This window comes from Streptomyces sp. NPDC054847 (assembly GCF_053610925.1).
Genome location: NZ_JBSGZJ010000021.1, coordinates 21,288 through 36,213 on the forward strand (window position 1 = coordinate 21,288; position 14,926 = coordinate 36,213).

A 14,926-nucleotide genomic window follows, 5' to 3' on the forward strand; every position below is an offset into this window, starting at 1 on the left:
TGATTCATGGTACGTAGCGCGTCGACCCGGGAGTCCCCGTCATCGCCATCATGGATTGCCAGTACGCGGCATTGTCCGTGCCGTTCGTGACGATCTCCAAGCCTCGGGTCTCGTTGTTCGCGGGGTTGGCCATGGCTTGCTTGTACCGGGCCAGCTCGTTCTGGTCGCCGCGATACATGGAGTCCACCAGGGGATCCCATGCGATCTTGCCTTGGCTGTTGACCTTGACGGGCTTGGCCAGCGTCTCGTTCACCCTGTCGAGAGATCTGAAACTCTTCTTCGTGCAGTCCGGATCCCGAACGTGCTTCGCTTCGACGAGCTGGCCGTCCGCAGGACGTACGCCGTCCACCATGAGCCCGCGCTTGTGACCCGCCAGCGGTACCTCGCGCTCGGGGTAGCCCGCGATAAGCAACTGGTAGGCGTTGTCGGGGTTGTGAGGCCCGCCGCCCCCGGCCAGTCCTCCGGGGCGGAGAGTATTGGCCCAGGTACGGAACTGCTGTTGCTCCGACGCGGTGAGGAGCCGAGTGCTCCCAGGGGCGGGAGGTATGGGGTCGGCGAACGGGATGCCGGGGTCGACCGGATTTACGGCGGGAAGCAACATGGGAGCCGTGGACCCCGAGAAGGACGCCAGGCGCACGGGGACGGGCACAGGCACCCTGATGAACGGCGGCAGGAAGGGTACTCCGGGCAGACCGAGAGGCGTTGGCCCCTCGGGTTGCGGCAGCCTGACTCTCCCGGCCGCCGAATCGAGTGCGTGCGCCACGTTGCCCAGATCCTGTATCCAGGAGTCGCTGAGCACTGCGTCGTGGAGCCCGCCGTCGTAGCCGTTCGCCCCGAACATCGGCTGGTCCCAGGGCATGTCGACGGCGAAGAGATCGTTCTGGTGGTGCTGGATCTTCTCCTTGGCCGCCTCGACGTGGTCCGCGTACCGGTCGCATGCCTTGGCCAGTTGCGAGCATGCGGCGATCAGGTTGGTCACCAGGGGTTCGTCCACCTCTGCTTTTGCCGGAGGGCAGGTGAGGCCGACGAAGTGTTTGACGTACGCACGGAAGGCGTCTGCGGCCTCACCGGAGTGAGCCTTGCCAGCAGTACTGGCGTAGGTCTGCGCGTCTTCCAGGAACCGCTGCATCAGTGAGCCGGCGTGCCGCCAGGACCCGGCGACGTCCCGAATCTTCTCCTGCGAGCCGCGAAACCGGTCGCTCCTTCCTGAAGGTGCGTACTGGTCGTACCATGCGGTCTCACCGACCACTTCGGGCAGGTCACGGCCGAGGCCGAGGTAGTTTTCCGTGCAGTTGGCCCCCGGGTCGCCCATGCCTACGGTCAGATCCACCTGCTTGCCGAGAAGTTGGGCGACCAGCTTGCTCTCCTGGGCCATGAACTCACGGGCGGTGCGCATGGGACCGCGGCTCGTCTCTCCCAGGACGTAGGAGCTGAATCCCATCTGGTTCAAGGTGGCGGAGGCAGCGGAAACGTACACCTTGGCGAACGCCCGCCCCGCGTCGTCGTCTGCGGCCATCCCGTTGCTGCCGCGCGAGCTCGTGGCCGAGGGCAATGGCGGTGTCGCGGGCACCACGCATGGACTCGATGAGCCCCATGGAGCCGCGGATCATTTCTTCGGCGATGAACTTCAGGTTAGGTGCGAGTCCGCTCACTGTGCTGCCTGCCCGTTGCAGACGTGAGTGATCATCTTAGTACGGACGCTGCTGCGAGGTCTGCACGGATATTGGCCGACTGTCTGTCATGGACGAGACGGCGTGCCGTTAAGCCTTGAGAGCGGCCCGTCCCACCGGAACAGGCGAGACGCCTGAACCGTGGCCATCGCCGGAACGCGAGGTAGCGCGCCGACAGCTGCTGAGCCGGCGAGTTGCCGGATCCTGCGCTCTGTACCACCTGTCGCAGCCCGACGCGTGTCGCGTCAGTCTGCCCTGAGTGTCGCCAGGTCCGCGACGAAGTCCGCGTAGGACGGATTGCTCCCCGTCGGCCTGTCGAGGAGGCCCGCCGTCTGCGCTGCGGCCATGATCGTGGGTGCCTCACTCTCTCGATACGTGGGGTTGCCGAGCTTCCTCTGCAGCAGTTCCTTCGGGCTCCTGAGTTTTCCCGTGTTCCTTCCGCGCATCTGGGCGGGCACGCTCCAACCGGGGTGCACGGACGGGAATGCGTCCGGGAAAAGGAGCAGCCACGCCTCTGTCTCCTCCGCCGCGAGAGCGAGGGCGGCGCCGCAAGGGCTGTGCCTTTTGAGGGCGTCGGCGATGCGTCTGCGGACGACTTCGTACGACGGGCCGGTGGGTGCGTCCAGATCCTCGTGAATGACGATTCCCTCGAGTCGTGCCCGGTCACGAGCAGCTCGTCCCTTGGCCTTTTTGATGACGGTGCATATGCGCTCGGTGAGGTTGTCGCCCGTGGCGGTTTTCAAGCGCACAGGATCGCTGATCCGGACCAGCTTGCCGGGCAGGTCGGGGCGCAGCTCCCTGATGAGGACCTCGACTGCCCTGCAGTCGTTGCTGTCCTCGCCGGCGAGGACGATCACGGACTTGTCCCGGCCGCCGGGCCGGCTCCTACCCCTACCGTTCAAGGCCGCCGCCCAGTACGCCGGAGAACCAGAGCTCGCCCAGTGGGAGATCCTCACTTTCCTCGGCGATCTCCTCCACCTCCTCAGCGGTGAGCGCCGGAATGATCGACGCACCGTGGTCGTCACGTTCACAGACGACGAACTCGTGCGGGTGCAGCCGGTCGACCAATGCCGGCGAGTGTGTGGCAACCAGAAACTGGCTGCGTGAGCTGGCCTCTCTGAGCCGTTCCACGAGCAGTTCGAGGGCTTGTGGGTGCAGGCCGTGGTCGATCTCCTCGATGCACGTCAGAGCCGGCGGGTTTGGGTCGTAGAGGAGGGCCAGGAGACCGAGAAGGCGCACCGTTCCGTACGAGGCGTCTGCGAGGGGTGTGGGCCTGCGCAGCCCTCGTTCCTGGAGCAGGACCACTACGTCGTGAGCGGTCTTGCCTGCCGCGTCGAACATGATGTAGTCGAGGTTCGGCAGCACAGTTCGGGCGTCGTCGAGGAGACGGTCCCAGACATCGCTGTCCCGCTGGAGCCAGAAGAGGAAGTCGGCGAGATTACGAGCGTTCTGGTCGAGCGTGACTGAGGACCGGGTGAGCCGGGACGGCACGCGGGCGGCGTCCACGGCCACGTCGAACACCCGGAACGAGGAGAGGCGATCGGCGACACGGGACACTTCGTCGCCGCCCTCCGTTGTGGACAGGCGGGGTAGCGTCGACAGACCGCTACTGAGCCGTTGGATCCCGAACTTCTTCTCCGACGCCTTGGCGGCGCGCGTATCCGTCACTGTGGCGCGTTCGCCCGAGATGGTGATACGCCGTCCCCGCCCCTGCGTTCGTTTGAACTGGAACCTCTCCTGACGGGACAGTGTGTAGCCGCGTTCCTGGGACGGGGCGTTTCTGCGGTTGATGGTCAGCTCGTACTCGTCAGGTGCCTTCAGGCTGGAGTGCGTGGTCCAGGTCGCCTTCAGACCGATGCGCAGTGACGTTGGTGGCTTCTCGCCGCCCCAGTAGGCCACTTCGTCGAATCCGCCGTGGAGGGCCAGGGCGGGTTCGAGGTCACGCTGAATCATGTCAGCCAGGAAGTCGAACACCTTCAGCACGTTCGTCTTGCCCACGCCGTTGGGCCCCACGAGAACCGTGAGATCTCCCAGGGGCAGGGAGATCCGACGGAGGCTACGGAAGTTCTCCACGTCGAGTTGGAGGAGTCGGGCGGTCATGCCGCGGACACTACCGTTCGCACACGTTCGACGGGCTATGGACGACCAGGGCCGATGAGGTCGGCCAAAGGGTGCCTTCCGAAACGCGAGCGCAGTACCAGGTGGCAGGCGACGGGTGGCCCAAAGCTCCGATGCTGTCGGATTCACGCGAAGTGGGGAATCATGTGATGTTCCTGGGCGAACTGGGGTGTGGGGTGCGTAACTTTGATCGGGCGGGGCTTGGTGGGGTGTGAGGCGGTACGGGGCGGGTGTGTACGCGGGGCCGGGTGGCTGTACGCGGGGTGAGGCGTGTCGGGGAGACGGCTGACGGCGTTGCACGCGGGAGGTGGTGGTGCGGATGACATGAGGACGAGCAGGGGCTCGGTGTCGCTCACGGTGCTGGCGACGGTGACGGGTACGGACCGGGGAGTGGGGATGGGGGCGGGGGTGCGCGTGGGGACGGGGACGGCTCGGGGGCGGGCATTCTCGGGGTTCTCGGACGGCAGTTGAAGCGGTTCCGGGAGTGGGCGGAGCACGACCGGGCGGCAGTCGGCGCGATGACGGGGTACTCGGGGTCGACGATCGCGAGCTACGAGCAGGGGCGGCGGGTGCCGCAGTCGGCGTTCATCGACCAGGCGGATGAACTGCTGGGGGCGCGGGGTGTGTTGAAGGAGATGAAGGAGGAGGTCGCGCGGGCGCAGTATCCCGCGTTCTTCCGCGACGCGGCCAAGTTGGAGCCGAGGCGGTCGAACTCCACGTGTACGACAACCAGGTGGTGAACGGGCTCCTACAGACGGAGGAGTACGCGCGCCGTGTTCACCATGCGGCGACCCATCCTGAGCGAGGAGACGATCGAGGAGCGTGTCGTTGCTCGCATCGCGAGGCAGGGAGTCCTGGTTCGGAAGCCCCTGCCCACGTACAGCTTCGTCATCGAGGAGTCGGTCCTCACCCGCCCCGCCGGAGGCCGTGATGTGATGCGCGGGCAGCTCGAGCACCTTCTTCTATGCGGTCAGCACAGGCACGTTGACTTCCAGGTCATGCCCAAGCAAGCGTGAGGAGCGCGCTGGGCTGGCTGGACCGTTCACCTTGATCGAGACGAAGGAAGGGCGGAGGCTCGCCTATGTGGAGGCGTACAAGCACAGCCGCCTCTACACGGACCGGAGGACTGGGCGGGAGCTCGAAGAGCAGTACGGTCTCCTTCGGGCGCAGGCGCTCACACCGCGCGAATCGCTGGCCTTCATCGAGAAGTTGCTTGGAGGGACATGAACGTCGAGAAGTCTGTACCGGCTGCGCCTGAGCTGGCGTGGTTCGGGAGCAGCTACAGCAGCGGCGAGGGTGGCCAGTGTGTGGAGGTTGTGGCCATCCGTGGTGCGGTTCATGTCCGCGACTCCAATCGGTTCGCCGCGAGGAGCGACGTCGTGTAGCAGGCTTCGGATTGGGCGTGGGGTGGTTCCCGAGGAGAATGGGAACCACCCCAACCGCATTTTGTTAGGGGTCGACCGACAGCGAATCAACAGCCGGCGGGGCGACTCCCGTGTCGAGCCGTACCCAGAAGACCCCCGCCTCTCAGCTTCAAACTCAACCCCACCGGGGGCGGGGTCTTCTGTATGGCCGCCATGGAAGGAACAGGCGCTTGTCCCATCTCGACCAGAGTGCTACTCGACGGGAGCTGCAGATCCAGCGCCGTATTGGGGCGGCACTCGGACACCTGGCGTGCCGTCAGTGGATTCCTTCCTGGGGGGCGGAGGGTGGGAATGGGATCAACAGTGGCCCGCCGGCAAATGGCCACACGTCCAGCGGGGTGGCGGCAGCTGCTTCGTCTGCCCGAGGCTCAGGGAGGGTGATCGCTTGTAGGTGCGCTGCCCCCGGCCTCTCCTGGCCGGCCGGCCAGCGGATGACCAGGCGACCGTCACTGGACACCCGGGGCAGCCAGACCCATGGAACTTCGGCGGAGACGTCCAAGCTCACCACAACATTGCGTTCATGCGAGTACTCAGCAAAGCGCTTGGCCATATGCAACTGTCTTTCCGAAAGCGTCGGGTCACCCAGTCTCCAGCGAATGAAGCTGAACAGTTCCCGCCCCCGGTTCAGTTGCGTGTAATGACTTCGGCGGAAACCAACCGATGTGGGGTACGCCGCCTGGAGTATTTCTGTGGCCATGAAACTGTAAGGCATCCGGCGAATTCCCATGCGAGCGAGTCGCCAATTAACCGCCTGTACGGTCACGCCGTACCTCTGGGCGATTGATTTGTCGCTCAGGCCCTTCTGGTACAACTCCCGCAAGGTGTCATTGTCGGGCAGTTTCGTCATGCTGCTCTCCTTTCCTGTTGTGGCGCGCCCATGCTATCCAATCGGTAGTTTCAGTATCAAGCATGAAGCCCTCCCCTTTCGCTGCCCTGACACTGATTGCGTGTCAGGTGTTTACCTGACGTGGAAAGGGCTGCGGGTGATGCTTCGAACCGGTTTGAAGGTGGCGAGGCTATGTGCGCTATCGATGCGAGGCAGTCGGATTCCGTGGTGGCGCGAGTGCAGCCAGGTTGTCGCGGTGTCGCGCGATGGGGTGGTTTGGAGGGTTCGCGGGGAGAACTGGGGTGTGGGGTGCGTAGCTTTGACCGGGCGGGGCTTGGTGGGGTGTGAGGCGGTACGGGGCGGGTGTGTACGCGGGTGAGGCGTGTCGGGGAGACGGCTGACGGCGTTGCACGCGGGAGGTGGTGGTGCGAATGACCATTGAGGACGAGCAGGGGCTCGGTGTGGGTGATGGTGACGGGTACGGACAGGGGGGTGTCTCTATGCCCTTCGTCAAGGACATGGTGCCTGGTGTGCGGGTGTTTGGGGTGGTCATGCGGCGAGGGTGGCGGTGCGAGTTCTGGACTCGTAGAAGGTGCCGTCGCGGAGCATGGCGAACAGGACGCTGATGCGTTGGCGGGCGAGCCGCAGGAGTGCCTGGGAACCCTTTCCGGGCCGTTGACCTTGCCGGCCTCGGCGGTGGCACCGTGCTCGCGCATCCACGTTATGCAGACCTGCCGCCCGCGAACTGCCGGCATTGCGCCGGACCGGGCGGCGGCCGGGTCTCTCATCAGCGTCTCCGACGGCACCCTCGGGCCCGGCGACACCACCCCCAGGTCATCCGTTCGGCAGAGGGGACACAGTAGTCATACCGGGCCCGGAGGCCAGCGGCCCCATTGCAGGACCGCGAAAAACATAAAGTGGGGTGCCCCGATGGGGTCGGTGCGACCGGATCGGGTGGAGGTCTCGTACCGGCCCTCGTCTGCTACTCGCCGGTAAGGAATGATGCCGGACAACCATCCACGCGTCCACGGGCGGAGCCAGCGGTGACGACTTTCGAGGAACAGACAACGGTGCACGCGTTCCGTGACGATGCTCTCGGGGAGCACGACGCGGTAGGGCTCGCCGAGGCGATCCGGCGTCGGGAGGTCGGCGCCGCCGAGGCCGCCCGTGACGCGGTGGCGCGGGTCAGGGCGGTGGAGGCGCGGCTCAACGCCGTCGAGGTGCACATGGACGCCCCCGCACCCGACGGGGAGGCCGGCGGCGTCTTCGCGGGGGTGCCGACCTTCGTCAAGGACAACACCGACTACCGGGGACTGCCCACCGGACACGGCAGCGCCGCGTTCGCTGCGAGGGCCGCTCGCCGGCACGCGCCGTTCACCCGGCAGTTCTTGAGCAGCGGAGTCACCGTGCTGGGCAAGACCCGGTTGCCCGAGTTCGGGTTCAGTCCGACCACGGAGTACGAGGACGCGGAACCCGTCCGCAACCCGTGGGGCACCGGCCACTCGGCGGGCGGCTCGTCGGGCGGCAGCGCGGCGCTCGTCGCGGCCGGGGCCGTGCCCATCGCGCACGCCAACGACGGCGGCGGCTCGATCCGCATTCCCGCTGCCTGCTGCGGTCTCGTCGGTCTGAAGCCGACCCGCGGCAGGGTCGTGGCCAATGCGCAGAGCCGCCAACTGCCGCTCGACATCGTGGGCGACGGCATCGTGAGCCGCACGGTGCGGGACTCCGCCGCGTTCCTGGCCGCCGCCGAGAGGCACTGGCGAAACCCGAAGCTGCCGCCCGTCGGCCTGGTCGAAGGCCCCTCGGAGCGGCGGCTGCGCATCGGGCTCATGCTCGACTCGCCGAACGGAGTCCGAACCGACGACGCCGGCCGCGCGGCCGTCATGGACACGGCTGCGACGCTCGAGCGGCTCGGCCACACCGTTCAGCCGGTGGAGCCGGCGATCGACCCCCGCTTCACCGAAGACTTCCTCACCTACTGGGGCATGCTGTCGTTCCTGATCGGCCTCACGGGCCGCACCCTCGGCGACGGCTTCGACCGGCGCCGCATGGACGGTCTCAGCCGAGGACTTCGCGAGATGTACGTGAAGAAGTGGTCGAGCACCCCTGGTGTGGTGCGGAGGCTGAGGTGTACGCGGGAGGCGTACGCGGCGGCGTTCCGTGGGGTCGACCTCGTGCTTTCGCCCGTACTCGCCCACACGACGCCGCCGATCGGCCACCTCGCCCCGACCGTCCCCTTCCCGACGCTGATCGAACGGATCCTCGCGTACGTGGCGTTCACCCCGATCAACAACGTCGTCGGCACGCCGTCCCTCTCGGTGCCCGCCGCGAGCGTGACGGACGAGGGGCTGCCCATCGGTGTCATGTTCTCCGGCCGCCCCGGCGACGAACGGACTCTCCTGGAGGTCGCGTTCGTCCTGGAGGCCGAGCGTCCCTTCCGGCGTATCCAGGACCTCTGATCTCGGGGGCCGGCGTCTGCGGCACCACAGACGTCACCGTGCCCTCATCGGCCTCACCTCTTCCCTCACGTGAGGCAGCCCCCGCCCGGGCGGGCGACCGGTGGACAGCCGGTGGACGGTGCACATGCCGACGCGCCACTGCGCCGAGCCGCCGCACGCTGGGTGAGGGGCCGCCGCGGGGCAGCGGGGAGCGCTGCCCAGGAGTCGGCGCAGGTCGCCGCCAGTGGGGGCCAGGAAGCCGACTGCGACGGCGGAGCAGGCCCACCAGCATCGGCACCCGACCAGGCTGCATCACGAGTACCTACCCGCCAACAACCTGAGGGAGGCGGGGCTGCACCACGAGCTCTGCCTCAGCGACCACGCAGGACTGCGCCCGCCGAGCTCAGGACGATTCTGCGGCAGCCCGTGGAAGGGCGATCGCTCAGGCTCTCGTCCGCGACCCCGGCGACCCACCGGGCTTTGCCGGCGGGGCCGGCTGATGAGCCTCGGGCACCCGCGTCGGCCGCTATTCGGAGTCCGGGTGCATCTGGACCCACCGGCCGCCGATGGACTTCATCTCCACGCCGTAGTACGGCTGGGGCGTGGCAACGGTGCTGCGGGTCCGCTTGGCAGCGGTTGTCGGCTTGGGGCGGGGGCTGATTCGCGCCTTGGCAGTGACCTGGGGCTTCTTCGCCGCGTCCTGTTTCCGCAGCTTCTCCAACCGCTTCATGAGCTCTGCGCGGCTCATCGGTTTCTGCTTCTGACTGCCGGACAGGGCCGCTGGAAATGCTGGCCGGCTGCCCGTGAACGGGCGGCAGGCACGGTGTGCCGACTTTCCGTCCTTGCCGATGACCAGCTTCTTCTTGCTTACCGGGTTACGGCATACGGCACACCGCTTGAGTTTGGCAATCTCAGACATGTCCCCCCCCGGGATCTCAATGCCTCGATGGAACCGCACGATAGTGGACCTCGGCTGTTTTCGGGTTGCTACGGCGAAACAAACGCTCTGCGACCATCCACGCCGTGGAGGGGCTCGCCGGGGAGCGGCTTCATGGAGCACGGCGCCGATAATCGAGGGCCACGCACAGAGCAGTTCGGCGAGTCCGGATGCTTCCATGGTGTGCGGGGGGCTCCAGAGAGGCGTGTCGTCGGTCCTGGCTGGTAGCGGGGCACAGCCCTTGACCTGTAGGCGGCCATCATCAGCGCCAGTCTTCTGGCAGGTCCGGGGTCGTGCCCGTACCCACGCCGCGCGCAGCGCACCGCCCCCGGTGCTGTGCGGTACCGGGGGCGGTGCGGGAGTGGTGCGAAGCGCGGCGCGGCGCAGGGGGCAGGCGTCAGCCGACGAGCTGCTCGTACGCGGGCAGCGTCAGGAAGTCCTCGTAGTTCTCGTCCAGGGCCACCTTCAGCAGCAGGTCGTGTGCCTGCTGCCAGTTGCCGGACGCGAAGGCCTCCTCGCCGACCTCCTCGCGGATCGCGGTCAGTTCCTCCGCCGCGACCTTCCTGGCCAGCTCCGGAGTGGCGCGCTCGCCGTTCTCGAAGACGACGCCCGCGTTGATCCACTGCCAGATCTGGGAGCGGGAGATCTCCGCCGTCGCCGCGTCCTCCATCAGGTTGAAGATGGCCACGGCGCCGAGGCCGCGCAGCCACGCCTCGATGTAGCGGATGCCGACCTGGACGGCGTTGCGCAGGCCCTCGTACGTGGGCCTGGCGTCGAGGGAGTCGACGGCGATCAGGTCGCCGGGCGCCACGGAGACGTCCTCGCGCAGGCGGTCCTTCTGGTTCGGCCGGTCGCCGAGGACCGCGTCGAACGAGGCCATCGCGATGGGAACCAGGTCCGGGTGGGCGACCCAGGAGCCGTCGAAGCCGTCGCCGGCCTCGCGGTCCTTGTCGGCCTTGACCTTCTCGAACGCGACCTTGTTGACCTCGGCGTCCTTGCGGGACGGGATGAACGCGGCCATGCCGCCGATCGCGTGCGCGCCGCGCTTGTGGCAGGTGCGCACCAGCAGTTCGGTGTACGCCCGCATGAACGGGGCGGTCATCGTCACCGCGTTGCGGTCCGGGAGGACGAACTTCTCGCCGCCGTCACGGAAGTTCTTGACGATGGAGAACAGGTAGTCCCAGCGGCCGGCGTTCAGACCGGAGGCGTGGTCGCGGAGCTCGTAGAGGATCTCCTCCATCTCGTACGCCGCGGTGATCGTCTCGATCAGCACGGTCGCGCGGACGGAGCCCTGCGGGACGCCGACATGGTCCTGGGCGAAGACGAAGATGTCGTTCCAGAGGCGGGCCTCCAGGTGCGACTCGGTCTTCGGCAGGTAGAAGTACGGGCCCTTGCCGAGGTCCAGCAGGCGCCGGGCGTTGTGGAAGAAGTAGAGGCCGAAGTCGACCAGCGCGCCCGGCACCGGGATCCCGTCCACGGTGATGTGGCGCTCGGCGAGGTGCCAGCCGCGCGGGCGCATCACGACGGTCGCGAGCTCCTCCGCGGGCTTCAGGGCGTACGTCTTGCCCGACCTCGGGTCGGTGAAGTCGATCCGGCGCTCGTAGGCGTCGATGAGATTGAGCTGGCCGAGGATCACGTTCTCCCAGGTGGGGGCGGACGCGTCCTCGAAGTCGGCGAGCCAGACCTTCGCACCCGAGTTGAGGGCGTTGATGGTCATCTTGCGGTCGGTCGGTCCGGTGATCTCCACGCGGCGGTCGTTCAGGGCCGCGGGGGCCTCCGCGACCTTCCAGGAGTCGTCCGCGCGGATCGCGGCGGTCTCCGGGAGGAAGTCCAGGGTGGAGGTGCGGGCGATCTCGGCGCGGCGCTCGGCGCGGCGGGCGAGCAGCTCGTCGCGGCGCGGGGTGAAGCGCCGGTGCAGCTCGGCCACGAACGCGAGGGCCGCGTCGGTGAGGACCTCTTCCTGCCGGGGCAGGGGCTCGGCTTCGACGATGGCCAGCGGGGACGGCGCTGGTGCGGACATGAGCTGTCACTTCCTTCAGCGAGCTTCACATGCTTCGCATGCTTCACGGGCGGTGCGGGGGCGCCGTGCGGCCGCCGGGTCGCCGGTGACGGCACTCAGTGCCAGTGGCTCCGGGGTACGGCCGAAGGCGCCGTCCGAGCAGTCAGGCGCTTCTGATCAGTGGATACTAGTTACCGCATGGTGGAAGTTCAATGGTTTGTTGATATCGAGATTCTCAGGGTCGACAGACCGTGGCGCACCGTGCCACGCCGTTCACAGCAGGTACCGGAGATCCTCCGGGGTGTCGATGTCGTACTCCTGTGCCACGTCGCCGCACTCGACGAGCGTGATCGCGTCCGCATGGGCGCGCAGATACGCCCGCGCCCCCTGATCGCCCTCGGCCCCCGCCGCGATCCCGTCCCAGCGGTCCGCGCCGAACAGCACCGGATGCCCCCGCCGCCCCCCGTACGCCGCGGCCGCCAGCGACGAACGGGAGCGGTAGGCCGCACGCACCCGCGCCACCGCCTCCGCGCCGATCCCCGGCTGGTCCACCAGCAGCACCAGCGCCGCGTCCGCCGCTCCCAGCGAGGCGAGCCCCACCCGCAACGACGACCCCATCCCCTCCTCCCACGCCGGGTTGTCCCGCACCACGCATCCGGTCAGGTCCGCCTCCTCCCGTACGCGGTCCGCCGCCGCGCCCAGCACCACATGCACCGGAACGCAGCCGCCCTCGCGCAGCGTCCGCACGGCGTGCTCGACGAGCGGACTGCCGCGGTGTTCCAGCAACGCCTTCGGCCGGCCGCCCAGCCGCCTGCCGCCGCCGGCCGCGAGCAACAATCCGGCGACGACCGGTTGGTGAGGGTCCGTCGGAGTGCGAGGAGAGGACATGGGGACTCCTTATCCCATATGAGGGCGAATACACGGACACCCGCCCCGTGGGGCGCTGCTCCGAACGGGCGTTGCCCGCGCGTTCCTGCAACCGCCCGTGGGGCGGGCGTCGTCCGACGTGGAGAGCAGGGTGCGACTTGGATAAGGTGCACCTTCCATACTGAGGTTCGCCATGGGGGATCAAGAGTCGATGAGTGGCCGCGCACACCAGGGAACGGTCTTCAAGCCGCTGGGTGAGGACGATCCGAAGCACGTCGCCGGATACAAGCTCGCCGCCCGCCTCGGCGCCGGCGGCATGGGCAAGGTCTACCTCTCCTACACGCCCGGAGGACGCGCCGTCGCCATCAAGGTGATCCGGCCCGACTTCGGCCAGGACGCCGAGTTCCGGCGCCGTTTCGCGCAGGAGGTACAGGCCGCCCAGCGGGTGCAGGGCCTGTTCACCGCGCCCGTCATCGACGCCGACGCCGACGCCGAGCAGCCCTGGCTGGCCACCGCCTACGTCCCCGGTCCGTCCCTCGCGGACGCCGTGGCCCAGCACGGCAAACTGCCGGTGCAGACGGTGCTGTTGCTGGTGGCCGGCATCGCTGAGGCGCTGCAGATCATCCACGGCGCCGGCATCGTCCACCGTGACCTGAAGCCCGCCAACGTCCTCCTCGCCGCCGACGGCCCGCGCGTCATCGACTTCGGCATCGCGCGCGCCGCCGACGCCACCTCGCTCACCAGCAGCGGGGTCACCATCGGCACACCGTCGTTCATGGCGCCCGAGCAGGCCGCGGGCAGCCATGTCACCCCGGCCACCGACATCTTCGCCCTCGGCCAGCTCACGGCGTACGCGGCGACGGGCAAGGCGGCGTTCGGCGAAGGCACTTCGCACGGCGTGCTCTACCGGATCGTGCATGAGGAGCCCGACCTCACCGGACTCCCCGACGAGCTGCGCGAGCTGGTGACACGCTGCATGGTCAAGGAGCCGGAGAACCGGCCCTCCGTCGCCGAGATCCTGAGCATCTGCCAGGCGGCCAACGCCGAAACGGTGCTGCGGCGCCCGGAGGAGTGGCTGCCCAGCGCGGTCGCCGCCGAGATCACGACCCGCAAGGCGGCGCCCGCGCCGCCGGTCACCCCCGCGGCCGGCCAGCCCGCCGTGACCCCGGCGGCGGCGGCCCCCCAGGCCCCGGCCGCGCCCGCCCCGACCCACCAGCCGACCGCGCACGCCGCGCCGTCCACGCCGCCGCCCGGATTCGGTCCCGCCCCGCAGCCTCAGACGCACCAGCAGCCGCCGGCCCAGCCGCAGCAGCACATGATGCAGCCGCAGCAGGCCGCTCACCAGCAGCCCGGGACCCAGCCGCAGCAGCCCACGTACGGCTATCCGCAGTCGGCGCAGCAGGCCCCCGGCTACGGCTATCCGCAGACGGCGCAGCACCACCAGCACACCGGCCCTCAGCCGTACGGCACCGTCGCACAGCAGGGACCGGACGCCGCGCCCAAAAAGAAGAAGGGCCGCATGCTCGCCATCGCGCTGGTGGCCACTCTCGTGCTGGGCGGCGCCGCGGGCGGCGGCGCGTATCTGGCGCTCTCCGACAAGGACTCGGGCAAGAAGACCGAGAGCCAGGACAAGGGCGCCCCCGAATCGTCCAAGCCCGCCGGCAGCACCCCGTCCGGTGGTGCCTCCACGCCCGGCAACGAGGGCGACGGACTCGACACCGCGCCCGGCGACGTGGTTCCCGACCCCGAGCCCAAGACCTACACGGGGCTCGACATCGTGAACAACTACCACGTCTTCCTCGACCACGATCCGGTCAAGCCCGTCAACGACGACTCCAACGCGGACTTCGAGTACGAGGGCGACCTCAACCAGGTCGAGACCGAGACCGGCCGGATGATCCTGCTCCGCACCGGGCAGACCGGCGACCTCGACACCTGCCGTAACGACACCCGCTACACGACCACCATCGAAACGGGGCTGCTGTCCAAGGGCTCCCAGATCTGCGTGCTGACGGATTCCGGCCATGTCGGCCTGCTCACCTACCAGGGCAAGTCGCCGGAGAACGACCCCAGCAAGTTCATCTCCGTCGATGTGACCGTGTGGCGCAACGCGATGGACGTCGTTCCGACGTCCTGAATTGCGTCCGCACGGTGGCGCACCGTCACCCGGATGGCGTTAACTGGCCCGCACCCCTCGGGCGTTGACCACGACCCCGGCGGGACCGTGGAGTGCACAAGGACGTGCGAGGGGCTGGCTTTGTTGCGGAGCGTGGGGCAGACGCGGGTGACAGGCAGGGGCAGTGGCGAGGAGCCGAGAGCGGCGGAGCTGCGTGCTGCCGTCGCCAGGCTCAGACGCGAACTCGCGGGCTATCCCGCCGAGTTCAGCGACCGGGGGATCGCGGAGGACGAACTGGCGGTGCTGGCGGCGATGGTGGCGGCGGGAGACCCCGAGATCCCGCGGATGCGGCGCTCGCTGCTGCTGATCGCGGGCGCCGTCGGCTCGGTGAGCGCGCTGTCGCCCGCGCTGATGCAGGTGCGCGCCGCCGTCGATCTCTTCGGTGAGGCACCGCCGCAGCGCCGCTGACGCGGGGGACGCCCGTCTCCGCCATCGCTGTGGTGGCGGAGACGGGCGTGCGCCGGGTGGTCC

11 protein-coding genes and 1 pseudogene are annotated in these 14,926 nt (G+C 68.4%); 5 read left to right on the forward strand and 7 right to left on the reverse strand.

Annotated elements, in window-relative coordinates:
- Positions 1-4: 4 nt before the first annotated feature.
- From ACWGH4_RS04665 to ACWGH4_RS04675, 3 genes are all read right to left on the reverse strand, one after another.
- The gene (locus ACWGH4_RS04665) at positions 5-1,573 is read right to left on the reverse strand and encodes a restriction endonuclease fold toxin-2 domain-containing protein (RefSeq protein WP_453455568.1); all 1,569 of its coding nucleotides are present in this window, start codon (positions 1,571-1,573) and stop codon (positions 5-7) included.
- A 342-nt stretch (positions 1,574-1,915) separates the two neighbouring features.
- Positions 1,916-2,527: a hypothetical protein gene (locus tag ACWGH4_RS04670; protein WP_453455571.1), complete on the reverse strand. Its 612-nt coding sequence runs from the start codon at positions 2,525-2,527 to the stop codon at positions 1,916-1,918.
- A 34-nt stretch (positions 2,528-2,561) separates the two neighbouring features.
- A complete protein-coding gene (locus tag ACWGH4_RS04675; protein ID WP_453455574.1) occupies positions 2,562-3,770 on the reverse strand; it encodes an AAA family ATPase in 1,209 nt (402 codons plus the stop codon).
- A gap of 461 nt (positions 3,771-4,231) precedes the next feature.
- On the opposite strand from ACWGH4_RS04675, the pseudogene ACWGH4_RS04680 reads away from it, so the two are divergent.
- Together ACWGH4_RS04680 and ACWGH4_RS04685 are read left to right on the forward strand one after the other, a co-directional pair.
- Positions 4,232-5,015 (forward strand): annotated as a pseudogene (locus tag ACWGH4_RS04680) (helix-turn-helix domain-containing protein).
- The gene (locus ACWGH4_RS04685; protein ID WP_453455577.1) at positions 5,012-5,173 is read left to right on the forward strand and encodes a DUF397 domain-containing protein; all 162 of its coding nucleotides are present in this window, start codon (positions 5,012-5,014) and stop codon (positions 5,171-5,173) included. The pseudogene ACWGH4_RS04680 and the gene ACWGH4_RS04685 overlap by 4 nt, the downstream one beginning before the upstream one ends.
- A 295-nt stretch (positions 5,174-5,468) precedes the next feature.
- Here ACWGH4_RS04685 and ACWGH4_RS04690 read toward each other — a convergent pair whose 3' ends face one another.
- The gene (locus tag ACWGH4_RS04690; protein WP_453455580.1) at positions 5,469-6,059 is read right to left on the reverse strand and encodes an ImmA/IrrE family metallo-endopeptidase; all 591 of its coding nucleotides are present in this window, start codon (positions 6,057-6,059) and stop codon (positions 5,469-5,471) included.
- A gap of 1,022 nt (positions 6,060-7,081) precedes the next feature.
- Here ACWGH4_RS04690 and ACWGH4_RS04695 point away from each other — a divergent pair.
- Entirely contained in the window at positions 7,082-8,497 is a 1,416-nt protein-coding gene (locus tag ACWGH4_RS04695) for an amidase (protein WP_453455583.1), read from the forward strand.
- A 505-nt stretch (positions 8,498-9,002) separates the two neighbouring features.
- Here the strand turns inward: ACWGH4_RS04695 and ACWGH4_RS04700 are convergent.
- From ACWGH4_RS04700 to ACWGH4_RS04710, 3 genes are all read right to left on the reverse strand, one after another.
- Positions 9,003-9,224, reverse strand: coding sequence for a hypothetical protein (locus tag ACWGH4_RS04700; protein WP_453455586.1), 222 nt, complete (start codon positions 9,222-9,224; stop codon positions 9,003-9,005).
- Positions 9,225-9,810: 586 nt separating this feature from the next.
- On the reverse strand, positions 9,811-11,433 hold the full coding sequence (gene aceB / locus ACWGH4_RS04705; RefSeq protein WP_453455589.1) for a malate synthase A: 1,623 nt from the start codon (positions 11,431-11,433) through the stop codon (positions 9,811-9,813).
- Between the two features lie 252 nt (positions 11,434-11,685).
- A complete protein-coding gene (locus ACWGH4_RS04710) occupies positions 11,686-12,300 on the reverse strand; it encodes a nucleotidyltransferase family protein (protein WP_453455592.1) in 615 nt (204 codons plus the stop codon).
- A 190-nt stretch (positions 12,301-12,490) separates the two neighbouring features.
- On the opposite strand from ACWGH4_RS04710, the gene ACWGH4_RS04715 reads away from it, so the two are divergent.
- Both ACWGH4_RS04715 and ACWGH4_RS04720 read left to right on the forward strand, forming a co-directional pair.
- On the forward strand, positions 12,491-14,416 hold the full coding sequence (locus tag ACWGH4_RS04715; protein ID WP_453455594.1) for a serine/threonine-protein kinase: 1,926 nt from the start codon (positions 12,491-12,493) through the stop codon (positions 14,414-14,416).
- A gap of 120 nt (positions 14,417-14,536) precedes the next feature.
- Positions 14,537-14,863: a DUF5955 family protein gene (locus tag ACWGH4_RS04720; RefSeq protein WP_189465703.1), complete on the forward strand. Its 327-nt coding sequence runs from the start codon at positions 14,537-14,539 to the stop codon at positions 14,861-14,863.
- The last annotated feature ends 63 nt before the right edge of the window (positions 14,864-14,926 follow it).

What these genes read in the sequence shown, in the direction of transcription:
- ACWGH4_RS04675 (WP_453455574.1), bottom strand. Translation starts at nt 3,770, where the DNA reads ATGACCGCCCGACTCCTCCAACTCGACGTGGAGAACTTCCGTAGCCTC.
- ACWGH4_RS04685 (WP_453455577.1), top strand. Translation starts at nt 5,012, where the DNA reads ATGAACGTCGAGAAGTCTGTACCGGCTGCGCCTGAGCTGGCGTGGTTC.
- ACWGH4_RS04690 (WP_453455580.1), bottom strand. Translation starts at nt 6,059, where the DNA reads ATGACGAAACTGCCCGACAATGACACCTTGCGGGAGTTGTACCAGAAG.
- ACWGH4_RS04700 (WP_453455586.1), bottom strand. Translation starts at nt 9,224, where the DNA reads ATGAGCCGCGCAGAGCTCATGAAGCGGTTGGAGAAGCTGCGGAAACAG.
- aceB (WP_453455589.1), bottom strand. Translation starts at nt 11,433, where the DNA reads ATGTCCGCACCAGCGCCGTCCCCGCTGGCCATCGTCGAAGCCGAGCCC.
- ACWGH4_RS04710 (WP_453455592.1), bottom strand. Translation starts at nt 12,300, where the DNA reads ATGTCCTCTCCTCGCACTCCGACGGACCCTCACCAACCGGTCGTCGCC.
- ACWGH4_RS04715 (WP_453455594.1), top strand. Translation starts at nt 12,491, where the DNA reads ATGAGTGGCCGCGCACACCAGGGAACGGTCTTCAAGCCGCTGGGTGAG.